Origin of the sequence: Winogradskyella ludwigii, assembly GCF_013403985.1 — a bacterium.
Lineage (GTDB): Bacteria > Bacteroidota > Bacteroidia > Flavobacteriales > Flavobacteriaceae > Winogradskyella > Winogradskyella ludwigii.
The window spans coordinates 177,248-192,025 of record NZ_JABFDF010000008.1 but is presented as its reverse complement, the minus strand read 5'-3'; the positions used below and the strand labels follow the sequence as shown (position 1 = coordinate 192,025).

The 14,778-nt window shown below is 32.4% G+C and carries 11 protein-coding genes and 2 tRNA genes; 10 read left to right on the top strand and 3 right to left on the bottom strand.

Annotated elements, in window-relative coordinates:
* Nucleotides 1-128 precede the first annotated feature (128 nt).
* A complete protein-coding gene (locus tag HM981_RS17045; protein ID WP_179340005.1) occupies nucleotides 129-2,561 on the top strand; it encodes a helix-turn-helix domain-containing protein in 2,433 nt (810 codons plus the stop codon).
* Between the two features lie 57 nt (nucleotides 2,562-2,618).
* Here HM981_RS17045 and HM981_RS17040 read toward each other — a convergent pair whose 3' ends face one another.
* Complete coding sequence (locus HM981_RS17040; RefSeq protein ID WP_179340004.1) at nucleotides 2,619-3,761, bottom strand: acyl-CoA dehydrogenase; 1,143 nt, start codon at nucleotides 3,759-3,761, stop codon at nucleotides 2,619-2,621.
* 90 nt (nucleotides 3,762-3,851) lie between these two features.
* Here HM981_RS17040 and HM981_RS17035 point away from each other — a divergent pair, with 90 nt between their 5' ends.
* From HM981_RS17035 to HM981_RS16995, 9 genes are all read left to right on the top strand, one after another.
* The gene (locus tag HM981_RS17035; RefSeq protein ID WP_179340003.1) at nucleotides 3,852-4,931 is read left to right on the top strand and encodes an anhydro-N-acetylmuramic acid kinase; all 1,080 of its coding nucleotides are present in this window, start codon (nucleotides 3,852-3,854) and stop codon (nucleotides 4,929-4,931) included.
* A gap of 203 nt (nucleotides 4,932-5,134) precedes the next feature.
* Nucleotides 5,135-6,361 (top strand): Glu/Leu/Phe/Val dehydrogenase, encoded by a 1,227-nt coding sequence (locus tag HM981_RS17030; RefSeq protein WP_179340011.1) that lies wholly within the window; start codon nucleotides 5,135-5,137, stop codon nucleotides 6,359-6,361.
* A gap of 6 nt (nucleotides 6,362-6,367) precedes the next feature.
* Nucleotides 6,368-7,759, top strand: coding sequence for a sodium:proton antiporter NhaD (nhaD, locus tag HM981_RS17025; RefSeq protein WP_179340002.1), 1,392 nt, complete (start codon nucleotides 6,368-6,370; stop codon nucleotides 7,757-7,759).
* Nucleotides 7,760-7,888: 129 nt separating this feature from the next.
* Nucleotides 7,889-8,584 (top strand): MotA/TolQ/ExbB proton channel family protein, encoded by a 696-nt coding sequence (locus HM981_RS17020; RefSeq protein ID WP_179340001.1) that lies wholly within the window; start codon nucleotides 7,889-7,891, stop codon nucleotides 8,582-8,584.
* Between the two features lies 1 nt (nucleotide 8,585).
* Nucleotides 8,586-8,981 (top strand): ExbD/TolR family protein, encoded by a 396-nt coding sequence (locus HM981_RS17015; protein WP_179340000.1) that lies wholly within the window; start codon nucleotides 8,586-8,588, stop codon nucleotides 8,979-8,981.
* Nucleotides 8,982-9,005: 24 nt separating this feature from the next.
* Nucleotides 9,006-9,899 (top strand): energy transducer TonB, encoded by an 894-nt coding sequence (locus HM981_RS17010; RefSeq protein WP_179339999.1) that lies wholly within the window; start codon nucleotides 9,006-9,008, stop codon nucleotides 9,897-9,899.
* A 1-nt stretch (nucleotide 9,900) separates the two neighbouring features.
* Complete coding sequence (locus HM981_RS17005) at nucleotides 9,901-11,118, top strand: bifunctional folylpolyglutamate synthase/dihydrofolate synthase (protein ID WP_179339998.1); 1,218 nt, start codon at nucleotides 9,901-9,903, stop codon at nucleotides 11,116-11,118.
* Nucleotides 11,119-11,181: 63 nt separating this feature from the next.
* Nucleotides 11,182-11,256 (top strand) — tRNA-Val (locus HM981_RS17000).
* A gap of 49 nt (nucleotides 11,257-11,305) precedes the next feature.
* Nucleotides 11,306-11,380 (top strand) — tRNA-Val (locus tag HM981_RS16995).
* Nucleotides 11,381-11,550: 170 nt separating this feature from the next.
* Here the strand turns inward: HM981_RS16995 and HM981_RS16990 are convergent.
* Together HM981_RS16990 and gldJ are read right to left on the bottom strand one after the other, a co-directional pair.
* Entirely contained in the window at nucleotides 11,551-12,831 is a 1,281-nt protein-coding gene (locus HM981_RS16990; protein ID WP_179339997.1) for a UDP-N-acetylmuramoyl-tripeptide--D-alanyl-D-alanine ligase, read from the bottom strand.
* Nucleotides 12,832-12,898: 67 nt separating this feature from the next.
* Complete coding sequence (gldJ, locus tag HM981_RS16985; protein WP_179339996.1) at nucleotides 12,899-14,578, bottom strand: gliding motility lipoprotein GldJ; 1,680 nt, start codon at nucleotides 14,576-14,578, stop codon at nucleotides 12,899-12,901.
* Nucleotides 14,579-14,778 lie beyond the last annotated feature (200 nt).

The following is a 14,778-nucleotide window of genomic DNA, read 5'->3' as shown; positions in this document are numbered from 1 at the left end:
CTTAACTGTGGAAGAGTAGGTCGCCGCCTTTTTTAAGAACCCTTACTAGATAACTAGTAAGGGTTTTTTTTGTTTATACCCTTTTTAAGAAGTTTTTATTAACTTGCTACCTTATACCTATACAAACTATGAATGTAAACAAAGAGCTTGACCTTGCTTGGGATTTTGTAACAAAGACAAATAGGAATATCTTTCTTACAGGAAAAGCGGGAACAGGTAAAACGACTTTTTTACATAAATTGAAAATGCAATCATCTAAGCGTATGGTTGTAGTGGCACCTACAGGAGTGGCAGCAATAAATGCTAAAGGTGTTACAATTCATTCTTTTTTTCAAATGCCTTTTGGTCCTATTTTACCTGATACAGATTTAAATGCTTCAGCTGGTTTTAATCGAAAATTCAGTAAAACTAAAATCAATATTATTAAGTCTTTAGATTTATTAGTTATCGATGAAATAAGTATGGTTAGGTCAGATTTATTAGATGGTATAGATAAAACATTAAGACGTTTTAAAAATAGGAATCTTGTTTTTGGAGGTGTACAGTTATTAATGATTGGTGATCTACAACAATTGTCACCTGTAATTAAAGATCATGAATGGAGAATATTGAGTCCTTTTTATAGAAATGCGTTTTTCTTTAGTAGTCAAGCATATCAAAATAGTGGAGCAATTACTATAGAACTTAAGCATATTTATAGGCAAGATAATCCTGTATTTATTGAAATTCTTAATGAAGTAAGAAACAATAAATTGAGTAAAGAATCTGCTGAAGAATTAAATAAACGTTATAAACCAAAGTTTATTCCGAATGAAGATGATGGTTATATTTCATTAACCACTCATAATAGTAAAGCAACTCAGGTCAATCAACTTGAATTAGAGAAACTCAAAGGGAAATCTAAAACTTATAATGCTGTTGTTGAAGGTAAATTCCCTGAACATTCTTATCCTAATGATCAAAAATTAGTATTAAAAGTTGGTTCTCAAGTCATGTTTGTAAAGAATGATAGTTCGCCAGAGAAGCGTTATTTTAATGGTAAAATAGGAAAAGTTATTCTACTAGATAATGATGAAGTAATTGTAAATTGTCCAGATGATGATTTTAATATTGTTACTAAACCAGAACAGTGGGAAAATATAAATTATACTGTAGATTCTGTTACAAGTGTTATTTCTGAAGATAGAATTGGAAGCTACACTCAGATGCCTTTGCGTTTAGCATGGTCAATTACAATTCATAAAAGTCAAGGTTTAACATTTGAAAAAGCAATTATTGATGCAGAAGGGGCTTTTGCTCATGGTCAAACTTATGTCGCCCTTAGTCGTTGTAAATCTCTTGAAGGATTAGTTTTAAAAAGTAAAATTACCCCAAACCAAATTATTAGTGATAGTAATGTTATTTCATTCAATGAAGCAGCAGAAGCTAATCAACCTAATTCGGATAGTTTACAACAATCTAAAAGAGTTTTTCAATTAGATTTAATATCTGAAATTTTTAATTATTACAAGTTTTTATTTCCATTGAATAGAATACTTGATATTTATTATAAAAATAGAGGAAGTATAGAAGGTAGTATTGAAACTCCCTTGATAACAATCAAAGATTGCATAACGAATTTATTAAAAGTAAGCACATCCTTTAATTCTCAGTTAAAATCAATAGGTGATATTTCTGAAATTCCAGAATCTAATGCATCTATTCAAGATCGGTTTGTAAAAGCTATAACTTATTTTTCTAATCAAACTAAAGCTGTAATTGAAGTTTCATTAAAAGCTTTGGTGTTTTCAACAGATAATAAAACTATTGAAAAAGATATAAATAAGCATTTCGATACATTAGAGGAATTATTGGCAACTAAGTTGCTCTATTTTGTTGGACTTAAAAATGAATTTAATTCTGAGAAATATTTAGAATTAAGAGGTAAATCTGTTTTCCTAGCTAAGGAAAAACCAAAAAAACAACGTAAAGCTATCGTTGATGGAACCACAAACGTTGAACTTTTTGAATTATTAAGAGAGCTTAGAAATGATATTGCAGATCGAGAGGATTTAGTTCATTTCCAAATTTTCACACAAAAATCGTTATATGCGATGTGTGAAACGTTACCCATTTCTAAACAAGAATTGAAAGAAGTACATGGTATGGGAAAAACTCGGATTGAAAAATATGGAATAGAAATACTAAAAGTAATTAAAAGTTATTGTGAAGAAAACGATATTGAAACATCTATTGAACCTTCAGTTTTTGAAGAATTAAAACCAAAACGACAAAAAGGAGATACTAAGAAAATATCTCTAGATTTATTTAAATCTGGAAAATCAATAGATCAAATAGCATTAGAACGTGAATTAAATGTAACTACCATCTTTGGACATTTGGCAAGTTTTACATCTTCAGGTGAAATTGAAATAACAGATTTAATGTCTAAAAAACATTATGTAGAATTAAAGAAGATTATTCCAACTAAGACTTTTGAAAACTTGACTGAATTAAAACATCAATTAGACGATAAATTCTCCTATGGTGAATTAAGATTAGTGATCAACGATCTTTCTTAAAAGTAAAAGGCTTCAAAGTTAAACTCTGAAGCCTTTCAAAATATATAATAGAAATTATTATCCTTTTATCAATCCTCTAGAAATTACAATTTTCTGAATTTCAGAAGTTCCTTCATAAATTTGAGTGATTTTTGCATCACGCATTAAACGTTCAACATGGTATTCTTTTACAAATCCGTTTCCACCATGAATTTGTACAGCTTCTACAGTATGTTCCATGGCTACTTTACTTGCGTATAATTTTGCCATAGCACTAGACATATCATAATTATTACCTTGGTCTTTATCCCAAGCAGCCCTCATAACTAACATTCTTGCAGCTTCAATCTCAGTATGCATGTCTGCTAACTTAAAAGCAATAGCTTGATGATTACATATTTCAGTTCCAAAAGCTTTACGCTCTTTAGAATATTTTAGAGCTAATTCATAAGCACCTGCAGCGATACCTAAGGCTTGTGCAGCGATCCCAATTCTTCCACCAGAAAGTGTTTTCATCGCAAATCTAAAACCAAATCCATCGTCACCTATCCTGTTTTCTAAAGGGACTTTTACATCATTAAATTGCAAAGTATGCGTGTCACTACCTCTAATACCTAATTTATCTTCTTTTGGTCCTATGTCAAAACCAGGCATTCCTTTTTCTAAAATAAAAGCATTTATTCCATGAGATCCTTTATGCTTATCAGTTTGTGCAATTACTAAAAAGACTTCTGCACGTCCACCATTTGTAATCCAGTTTTTTGTACCGTTTAATATATAGTGATCACCTTTATCAATAGCAGTTGTTTTTTGAGATGTAGCATCACTTCCTGCTTCGGGTTCACTTAAGCAAAATGCGCCTATACATTCTCCAGTAGCTAATCTTGTTAAGTATTTTTCTTTTTGCTCTTCGTTACCAAAAGCTTCTAGTCCATAACAAACCAATGAATTATTTACAGAAACCATCACAGATGCAGAGGCATCAATTTTAGATAATTCCTCCATAATTAGTACATAAGAAATAGCATCCATACCACTTCCTCCGTATTTAGGATCTACCATAATACCTAAAAATCCTAATTCGCCCATTTTACGAACTAAGCTCTCAGGAAATGTTTGTGCAGTATCACGTTCTATCACACCAGGAAGTAATTCCGTTTGTGCAAAATCGCGAGCTGCATCTCTTATCATTAAATGTTCTTCTGTTAAATTAAAGTCCATATATTATATAATTATTGATTTCTTAAAAATTTCTTACAAAGATAATTGTTTCTTGTGTTATTTTCAATAAGTAATATTATTTTTACTAATATGATAAAATCGAATTATACAATCCTCGCATTAATGTCTGGTACTTCTTTAGATGGCATAGATATTATTGCCGTAAGTTTTTCTTTTAACCAAGGTTGGCAGTTTCAAATTAATACCGCTGAGACTATTAAATATTCTATAGAATGGAAATCTACTTTAAGCCAATTAGTGTCACTGCCTTTAGAGGAATTAAAGGATATTGACCTTAGTTATTCAGAATATTTAGCAACTGTTGTCTCTAATTTTATAACTAAGCATAAGCTTGAGGATATTGATTTTGTTGCTTCTCATGGACATACGGCATTACATAGACCTGAGATTGGACTAACTTATCAAATTGGGAATCAGCAGATTTTAGCTGATAAATTAAACATGAAAGTTATCTGTGATTTTAGAGTACAGGACGTTAAACTTGGCGGACAAGGTGCTCCTTTAGTTCCTATTGGAGATGATTTATTATTTAATACATATGATTATTGTCTGAACTTAGGTGGATTTGCTAATGTTTCTTTCGAATCTAATTTTGAAAGAATAGCTTTTGATATTTGTCCAGTTAATATTGTTTTGAACCATTATGTTTCAAAATTAAATCTTGAATTTGATAATAAAGGTCAATTAGCATCAACAGGAAAAGTGAATAAAGATTTATTATTACAATTAAATGCACATCCATTTTACAAAGAACAACCACCTAAATCTTTAGGATTGGAATGGGTAGACTTAAACATATTTCCATTAATTGATTCTTTTAAGCTTAAAATCGAAGATATTTTAAGAACGTATGTAGAGCATGCCGCCATTCAAATTTCAATGATTTTAGTTGAAAATAAGAAAAAAGTCTTAGTAACTGGTGGAGGAGCTTTTAATGATTTTTTAATGAAACGCATTCAAGATCTATCTGAAGCTAAAATTATAATACCAGAAAACGAAATTATTGAATTTAAGGAAGCATTAATTTTTGGTTTACTTGGAGTGCTAAAAGATAGAAGTGAGATTAATTGTTTAAAGAGTGTAACAGGAGCTACAAAAAATCATTCTTCTGGAAAAATTTTAATGCCTAATCTAAGACACGAAACATAATTACCTTAATTTATTTTTGAGTTTTAATAGAAATTTATCAACGTAAAATAATCTTGTCAGATGTAAAATACCTTCGATTGAAAATACAGATATAATATGAGTATCCATTCTTCACTTTTTAGAAAAAAGAAAAAGTCTAGAAGGGTTCATATGGTTCGATTGTTTTTTATATTTGTTACAAGAAATTAAACCCACAAAAATTGATAAAAGACTTACTACATAAATACGAAAATAAGACTCCCGAAATTGTGTTTCATTGGAACGATCCAGAAACTGAAGCAGAGGGTTGGACCGTAATTAACTCCTTAAGAGGAGGAGCAGCAGGTGGAGGAACACGAATGCGAAAAGGATTAGACAAAAATGAAGTATTGTCTCTTGCGAAAACGATGGAAGTTAAGTTCACCGTTTCAGGACCAGCAATAGGTGGTGCAAAATCTGGAATTAATTTTGATCCTTTAGATCCTAGAAAAAAAGGTGTTTTAGAACGTTGGTATGCTGCTGTATCTCCATTACTTAAAAGTTATTATGGTACAGGTGGCGATTTAAATGTAGACGAAATACATGAAGTCATTCCAATCACTGAAGAAAGTGGTGTTTGGCATCCACAAGAAGGCGTTTTTGAAGGTCATTTTAAACCAACCATAGCAGACAAAATTAACAGAATTGGTCAGTTAAGACATGGAGTTATCAAGGTAATCGAAAACCCAGAATACTCACCAAGTGTTAACCGTAAATATACGGTTGCAGATATGATTACAGGTTATGGTGTTGCTATAGCAGCAAAACATTTCTATACAATTAATGACGATTCCATTAAAGGAAAACGCGTTGTTGTTCAGGGATTTGGTAATGTTGGAGCTGCAGCAGCTTTCTATTTTTCACAAATGGGAGCTAAAGTTGTAGGTATTATTGATAGAGTAGGTGGATTAATTAATGCAGAGGGATTTTCATTTGAAGAGATTACCAATTTATATCTTACAAAAAACGGAAATACACTGATTGCAGATAATTTAATTCCATTCGAAGAGATAAACGAACAAATTTGGTCTTTACAAACCGAAATATTTGCGCCTTGTGCAGCATCGAGATTAGTAACTCAAAACCAGATTGATCAGATGATTTCTACAGGTTTAGAAGTTATTACTTGTGGTGCAAATGTACCGTTCGCTGATAAGGAAATATTTTTTGGATCTATCATGGAAGATACAGATCAAAAAGTGAGCTTAATCCCAGATTTTATTTCAAACTGTGGTATGGCTAGAGTATTTGCTTATTTTATGGAGCGTAAAGTACAAATGACAGATGAGGCCATTTTTAAAGACACCTCTAAAGTCATTGAAAAAGCATTAATAGAAGTACATAAAAATAACCCAACAAAAAAAGGCATAAGCGAAACCGCTTTTGAAATTGCCTTAGGACAATTAATTTAATAAACTATGGAAACAGTAATAATTCTTGTATTCGTCTTTGGTTATCTAGCTATAACTTTAGAGCATAATATTAAAATTGACAAATTAATACCAGCTTTAGTGATGATGGCTATAACTTGGGCATTAATCTCATTGGGTATTGATGGATTTAGCCAATGGTTCGATTCTGCTAATCATAGCCTTATGGAGAATTTTGGGTTACTTCCGCATGAAGAAAAAATGCATTTAATGGAAGAGACTTTATTACATCATTTAGGTAAAACGGCAGAAATCTTAGTATTCTTACTTGGTGCTATGACTATTGTAGAAATTATCGATTATTTCGATGGTTTTTCTACCATAAAGAATGCAGTAAACTTTAATAGTAGAAAGAAGTTACTTTGGATGTTTTCAATTTTAGCTTTTGTACTTTCTGCAATTATAGACAACTTAACGGCAACGATTGTTTTAATATCAATTCTTCAAAAAATAGTAAAAGAAAGAGATGTTAGAATTTGGTATGCAGGTTTAATAATTATTGCTGCAAATGCTGGTGGTGCATGGTCTCCAATTGGAGATGTAACAACCACTATGCTTTGGATTGGTGATAAAGTTTCAACAGGCAAATTATTATCATATCTTTTTATCCCATCATTAATATGTATGGTAGTGCCTACTTTTATTGCATCATTCTTAAAGCCTTTTCAAGGAACTCTAGAGTTGCAAGATTCAGATGGGAAACCAAAAAACAAGTTTAGTTCTACAATGTTATTCTTAGGATTAGGTGCTATCATTTTTGTACCAATATTTAAAGTCATAACACATTTGCCTCCTTATGTAGGTATGATGCTTTCTTTAGGTGTTGTAGCTATTTTTGCGGAAGTTTACAGTAACTCAAAATTTGCAATCTCTGAAGTAGGATCAGATGAGCATGCTTCTGCAGCAAGTCATAGTCCCGTTCACCATTCTTTATCTAAAATTGAATTACCAAGTATTTTATTCTTCTTAGGAATTTTAATGGCGGTTGCAGCTTTAGAATCATTAGGTATTTTGTTCGGATTTGCAGGATCACTACAAGATACTATGCCAATGTTAGGTACTGAATTTCATCATGAAGGAGTATCGGATTTAGTGGTATTACTTCTAGGAGTTGGATCTGCTGTAATTGATAACGTACCATTAGTCGCAGCAAGTTTAGGCATGTTCTCAGAACCATTAGATAATGAGCTTTGGCACTTTATTGCGTATTCTGCAGGTACAGGTGGTAGTATGCTAATTATCGGTTCTGCTGCAGGTGTTGTAGCAATGGGAATGGAAAAAATTGATTTCTTTTGGTATTTAAAAAAAATATCTTGGTTAGCATTTGTAGGTTTTATTGCAGGTGCAGCTGCCTTTATGGTAACAAGAGCTATTTTTTAATATTAAATTTATAAATATACTTAAGCCCAAAACTTAACGTTATAATACCGAATGAATTTTAAAAGGAACGACTATAGTATGGTTTAACTTTCATTCGGTTTAATTAAGAACAAAAACAAAAATTTTAGTATGATATCATTAAGTACTATTCAAGAATCAGCAGAAGTGCTAGCAGAAGGAGAACCTGTAAAGAAAACGCTTTCCATTATAGAATTAATTAGCAGTAGTGGAACGGCTGGTATTGCTATTATCGCAATTCTTTTTGTACTTCTAGTTCTTGCTATTTATATTTATTTTGAACGTCTTTTTACTATAAAAGCAGCTTCAAAAGTAGATGCTAATTTTATGAATCAAATTAAAGACTCTGTTAGTAATGGTAAAATAGAATCAGCTCAAGCATTGTGTACCCAAATTAATACACCAGTATCTCGATTAATAAGTAAAGGGATAACAAGAATAGGTAAGCCGCTTGAAGATATTAATGCTGCTATTGAAAACGCGGGTAAGTTAGAAGTTTATGATCTAGAAAAAAATGTAAGTGTTTTAGCTACGATATCAGGTGCTGCACCAATGATAGGTTTCTTAGGAACTGTAATTGGTATGATTATTTCAATTTTCGAAATTGCTAATTCTGGAGGTTCTATTGATATCAAAACATTAGCAGATGGTTTGTATACAGCAATGACAACTACAGTAGGTGGTTTAATTGTTGGGATTATTAGTTATGTCGCTTATAACCATTTAGTGGTACGTACAAATAAAGTGGTATACCAAATGGAAGCTAATTCTGTAGAGTTTTTAGACTTACTTAACGAACCTATGTAATATGAATCTTAGAGGAAGAAATAAAATTACACCAGAGTTCAATATGTCTTCAATGACAGATATTGTATTTCTGTTATTAATCTTTTTTATGATTGCGTCGACTTTAGTTTCGGCTGAAGCAATAGACCTTTTATTACCAAAATCGTCAAGTAAAACTACTCAAACAAAAAATGTATCTGTAAGCGTTAATAAGAATAACGAATACTTTGTTAATCTCAAACAGGTTTCAAAAGAAAATTTAGAAGCAGAAGTGTTATCTAAAGTTGGTACTTCTGGGACAGAGTCAATTACCATTCGTTCAGACCAAGATGTTGAAATGAAACATGTAGTTTTTATAATGGATATAGCGAATAGAAATAAAATTAAATCAACTTTAGCTGTAAAATCAACGCAATAAATCAGTTAAGTTAGTTACTTAAAAATGAAATATCTCGACTCTAAACATAAACAGAATTCAGCTAAAATAACAGCATTAATAGTATTGATATTATTGTTATTGTTATTTGTTGTTGGTCCAAAATATATGGATCCACCAGAAGAATATGGTGTTGCTGTAAATTTTGGAACTACAGATGTTGGGAGTGGAAATAAACCTTTAAGCGAACCTAAAAAAGCAGTTGAAGAACAAGTAGTAGAAGAAGAGGTGGTTGAAGAAGTTCAGCCTGAAGAATCGGAAGTTGTACCAACTGAAGCGGCAACAAAAGCAGAAGAGGTAATGACGCAAGATAATGCTGAAGCTATCGCTATTAAAAAACAAAAAGATGCTAAAGCTAAAGCAGATGCTGCTGAAGCTAAAGCCAAAGCAGAGGCAAAAGCGGCTGCAGAAAAAGTAGAACGTGAAAAACGTGAAGCTGAAGAAAAGAAACGTGCAGAAGAAGCCGAGAAAAAGAAACAACTAGACAATCTTATTGGTGGAGTTAAAAATGCAGCAGGAAATACAGATGGTGGAGAAGGACCAGATAATCAAGGAGGAAATAAAGGTCAATTAGATGGTGATCCTTATGCTGCAAGTTATTTTGGAGGCTCTGGACCTGGAAAAGGTGGTGTAGGATATGGATTAGGAGGAAGAGGCAAACCTAATAATAGTATTGTGCTACCTGATTGTCAAGAAACCGGTTTGGTAGTTGTTGAAGTACGAGTTAATAGACAAGGGAAAGTGATAAAAGCTTTTCCCGGTAAGAAAGGAACAACAGGAACAAGTTGTTTGTTTGAAGCAGCTAGAAAAACAGCTATGACTTTTAAATGGCCAGCGAATTCAGACGCTCCAGTAGAGCAAGTTGGTTTCGTAAGTATTAATTTTGATGTAGGTCAATAATATGAATTATCAAGATACTGTGAATTGGATGTTCCAACAACTTCCAATGTATCAAAATAAAGGCAACTCAGCTTTTAAAAAAGATCTAAGCAACACTATAAACTTAGCGAAGCATTTAAATCATCCAGAAAATGGATTTAAATCTATACATGTTGGTGGCACCAATGGTAAAGGGTCTACGAGCCACATGCTGGCCTCTATTTTACACGAAGCTGGTTATAAGGTTGGCTTATATACATCACCTCATTTAAAAGATTTTAGAGAACGTATTCGTATTAATGGAAATGTCATTAGCAAACATGCTGTTATTGGTTTCATTAAACGAAATAAAACGTTCTTAGAGGCTAATCAATTGTCGTTTTTTGAAATGACCGTAGGTATGGCTTTCGATTATTTCTCAAAGGAAAAGGTAGATATTGCAATCATTGAAGTCGGATTAGGAGGACGGTTAGACTCTACAAATATTATTACTCCAGAATTATCCATAATCACAAATATAGGTTTTGATCATACTCAATTTTTAGGAAACACACTTCCAAAAATTGCAGGTGAGAAAGCCGGAATTATAAAGCAAAATATTCCTGTTGTAGTAGGAGAGACCAATTCAGAAACAGAAAAGGTATTTAAACGTAAAGCCGAAGAAACAAATTCTGAGATCTATTTTGCAGATCAAACCGTAGATCAGATTTTGGAAAGTGATTTAAAAGGCGCTTATCAAATTCATAATATAAAGACTGTTATACAATCCATAAAGATTTTAAATGATTTAGATTTTAAGATAACTGAACAGGATTTAGAAAAAGGCCTTTTAAATGTCGTTTCTAACACAGGTTTAAAAGGAAGATGGCAAGTTTTACAAGAGCAACCCAAAATTATATGCGATACAGCTCATAATAGGGAAGGATTAGTTTATGTGATGCAGCAGTTAAAAGAAGAGGTGTTCCAAACACTTCATATAGTCTTTGGAGTTGTTAATGATAAAGATTTAGATAGTATTATACCGCTTTTACCAACAGATGCATTGTACTATTTTTGCAAACCAGATGTACAAAGAGGGCTAAATGCTGAAATTTTGCAAAAAACTTTTGAAGAAAATGGTTTAAAAGGAGAGGTTTCTAATAGTGTTAAACTTGCTTTAAGTGTCGCAAAATCAAACGCTAATGAAACAGATTTAATTTATATAGGAGGAAGTACTTTTGTGGTCGCAGAAATTATTTGATTTTAATTAAGAAAATATTTTGAGATATTAAAAACTATAGTATCTTTGCATTCCTAATAAATAGGGCGACTAGCTCAGTTGGTTCAGAGCACTTGGTTTACACCCAAGGGGTCAGGGGTTCGAATCCCTTGTCGCCCACAAAGTTCACATGAATGTGAACTTTTTTTATACATTGCTTCATTTATTAGGGCGACTAGCTCAGTTGGTTCAGAGCACTTGGTTTACACCCAAGGGGTCAGGGGTTCGAATCCCTTGTCGCCCACAGAATAAGGAATCCCGATTTACTTTTGTAGATCGGGATTTTTTGCTTTGAATCATTTTTTGTACAATCGCTTGATGTAAATCTTTTGAGTATAAAATACACTTCGTTTATTGCTTTTTCTACGTGCAATAATGAAATATGAAATAAGTTGTGCTCAATTAAATTAGGGCTTAAATAAAGTCCATAATGCGTTCTAAAGCCATTCCTCTAGATCCTTTTATTAAAACCGTTGCGTTATGAAGTTTAAGCGCATTTAAATGTGGTTTTAAGTCTTCAAAGCTCGATAGTTTATGAGTAGATTCTATAGAATTGGTTTTGTAAAAATTCTCGCCAATAATATAAATGTTCTTTGTGAAATTTGACTCTAGAAAATTTACAATCTCTTGGTGCTCTTTCGCTGCTTCAGAACCTAACTCAAACATATCACCTAGAAATAAGTATTTATTTTCATCCTTTAGCTGTTTGAGGTTTTTAATAGCGGCAAGCATGCTTGTTGGATTAGCATTGTAAGCATCAAGTATAATTTTTGTAGTTCCTTTTTCTATAATTTCAGAGCGATTGTTATCAGGTTGATAGCTTTCAATTGCTTTTTTTATAGATTCAGCGTTAACTTTAAAATATGTTCCAATTGCTATGGCTATCGCAATATTTCCATAATTGTAGTCACCTATAAGCTGACTTTCAATTTTTAAATTATTACAGTTAATAGAGACGTAAGGATTAGCTTCTTCAAAGGTGATGGTACAATCGTTATTTTCATTAGAACCAAAAGTACTAACATTTACATAGTCAGCGATTTGTTTCAGTTGTTCTGGATCATTACTATTTATGAAAACTGTTTTATTGTTTTGTTTTAAATAATTATATAATTCGGTTTTTGCTTTAATAACACCTTGAATACTTCCAAAGCCTTCTAAATGTGCTTTGCCAAAATTTGTAATTAAGCCATAATCTGGTTGTGCAATATTGCAAAGAAATGCGATTTCGTTTGGGTGATTAGCTCCCATTTCTACAATCCCGTAATCTAAATCATCGGAGAAGCTTAATAAGGTTAGTGGAACACCTATATGATTGTTTAGATTACCTACTGTGGCTTTAACCTTATAAGTGGTCTCTAAAACAGCATTGATAAGTTCTTTTGTAGTGGTTTTGCCGTTACTTCCTGTTAATGCTATAATAGGAATTTTAATTTCATTCCTGTGATACGTTGCGAGATTTTGTAGTGTAGCGAGTACGTTTTCTACATATATACAATTCTTGTTTAGGATGGCTTCTGTGTCATCTACGATACAATATTTTGCACCACCTTTAAATGCCTGTTTTACAAATTTGTTACCATCAAAATTATCTCCTTTTAGAGCAAAGTACATACAGTCTTGTTGTAATTTTCTTGTGTCTGTTGCAACAGTACTACAAGCTTTAAAACTTTGATAAATGTTTTCGATTTCCATAGGTTTAAAAATAAAAAAAAGTCCTGATAAATATATCAGGACTTTTTAAAATATTATTTAGAATTTATTAATTCTGTCTTTTTCCTCCTTTTTCGCTTTTAGATCCTACTCTTGAAACCGCACATCTAAAACCAATATAGTCTGTTGCCATATCTTGTGGGAAGTAGCGACGTTGTGCTGGATCAATCCAGTACGCTCTATCTCTCCAAGAACCACCTTTATAAACTCTTACTTCATCATTAATTAAAGATGTTCTACTATTAGAATCATCGTACTCTCTAATCATTTCACCATCTGTAGAATCCATTTGTACTGTATGCTTTGGAGAGTTGTACATTTTGTTCGTTGTACTTTTATTAGCATCAGATTCGTCAAAACTTTCTCTGTAATAACGTGAAGAACGTTTATCTCCATCTCTAAAGTTTCTGTTATCAGATTGACTAAAGTTAGATCTTAAGTAAGTTTCATCTTCATCTACAGGTACTTTTGCAATTTCACCAGGTAAATCTCTAGCTACAATTTTACCGTTACTTAAAGTGTCATAAACAATCTCATCAATAGTTACAATTTTTACTGTACCATCTTCGTTAATTGCGTTTTTAGTATACACATTTCCTCTATAGTAGTTAAAATCGTTAAATTCATCATCTACAATAGGTCTGTAAACATCGGCAACCCATTCAGCAACATTACCTGCCATGTCATATAAACCATAATCATTTGGTTGGTATGTTTTAACTTCAGCAGTAATATCAGCACCATCATCAGACCATCCTGCGATTCCACCGTAATCACCTTTACCTTGTTTAAAGTTGGCTAATTGATCTCCACGGTTAACACGTTTCCCAGATCTTGTATATTGACCATCCCAAGGGTATTTCTTACGACCTCTATATACATTGTACTGACGTAATTCACTCATTCCTAAAGCTGCATATTCCCATTCAGCTTCAGTAGGTAGTCTATATTTTACAGGAATTAATCCTGACTCTCTATTAGCGTAAACATTAATAGGGTTGCCTTCAGCATCTGTTTGTTGTCTTCTTCTTCCACCTTCTAAAACTTCAGTGTTACCACCATACGTTTGAGATGGAGCATTAATATAAGTTTCTGTACTAAAAGTACTTTCTGCACTTACATCTGTGTATTGAGCATCTCTTTTTATGTAGCCAGCTTCTTGTAATGACAATTCTGCAACACGGTCTGTTCTCCAGTTAGCGTATTCAACAGCTTGAATCCAACTTACACCAACAACAGGGTAATTTGCATAACCTGGGTGACGTAAATAGTTTTCGGTCATCATTTCGTTATAACCTAAACGGTTTCTCCATACTAAAGTATCTGGAAGTGCACCATTATAGATTAATGCATAATTTGGATCATCTGGTGGGTACACATTTTTTAAATAATCTAAATAAAATAGATAATTTACATTGGTAACTTCAGTTTCATCCATGTAGAAAGACTGAATATGCTGTTGATTTGGAGTGTTGTTCCAATCATGCATTGGGTCATCCTGTACTTTACCCATTGTAAAAGTCCCACCTTCAACAAAAGCAGTTCCCGGAGGAGTTTCCTGTTCTTGAAATTGAGTATTGTACTGAAAACCACCTTTGGTATCGTTGATTTTCCAGCCTGTGGCACTATCAGTATTGCCAGAATTAGAAGAACGGTTGCAGCCAACAATTGTTGCGCAAAACGTTATTGCTATTAAGAATTTTAAGTTTGAGACATTTTTCATATCCATACGTTTAAGTAAGCTCGTTTAATTTTAGAGTCGCAATATAACAATTAAAGGTAAACCAACAACTTTTTTTTGCGTCTAAATGTAAAAATAAGTGCATTTCATCCTTTATTTTGAACATAACAACGGATATTTTTCAATTTACCGATGTATTTTGCCCTTTAATAACGAGGAGTGAAATGATTTATTGTTGTATTTTTGAA

What these genes read in the sequence shown, in the direction of transcription:
- HM981_RS16990 (WP_179339997.1), bottom strand. Translation starts at nt 12,831, where the DNA reads ATGGAAATCGAAAACATTTATCAAAGTTTTAAAGCTTGTAGTACTGTT.
- HM981_RS17035 (WP_179340003.1), top strand. Translation starts at nt 3,852, where the DNA reads ATGATAAAATCGAATTATACAATCCTCGCATTAATGTCTGGTACTTCT.
- HM981_RS17020 (WP_179340001.1), top strand. Translation starts at nt 7,889, where the DNA reads ATGATATCATTAAGTACTATTCAAGAATCAGCAGAAGTGCTAGCAGAA.
- gldJ (WP_179339996.1), bottom strand. Translation starts at nt 14,578, where the DNA reads ATGGATATGAAAAATGTCTCAAACTTAAAATTCTTAATAGCAATAACG.
- HM981_RS17010 (WP_179339999.1), top strand. Translation starts at nt 9,006, where the DNA reads ATGAAATATCTCGACTCTAAACATAAACAGAATTCAGCTAAAATAACA.
- HM981_RS17015 (WP_179340000.1), top strand. Translation starts at nt 8,586, where the DNA reads ATGAATCTTAGAGGAAGAAATAAAATTACACCAGAGTTCAATATGTCT.
- HM981_RS17045 (WP_179340005.1), top strand. Translation starts at nt 129, where the DNA reads ATGAATGTAAACAAAGAGCTTGACCTTGCTTGGGATTTTGTAACAAAG.
- HM981_RS17005 (WP_179339998.1), top strand. Translation starts at nt 9,901, where the DNA reads ATGAATTATCAAGATACTGTGAATTGGATGTTCCAACAACTTCCAATG.
- nhaD (WP_179340002.1), top strand. Translation starts at nt 6,368, where the DNA reads ATGGAAACAGTAATAATTCTTGTATTCGTCTTTGGTTATCTAGCTATA.
- HM981_RS17040 (WP_179340004.1), bottom strand. Translation starts at nt 3,761, where the DNA reads ATGGACTTTAATTTAACAGAAGAACATTTAATGATAAGAGATGCAGCT.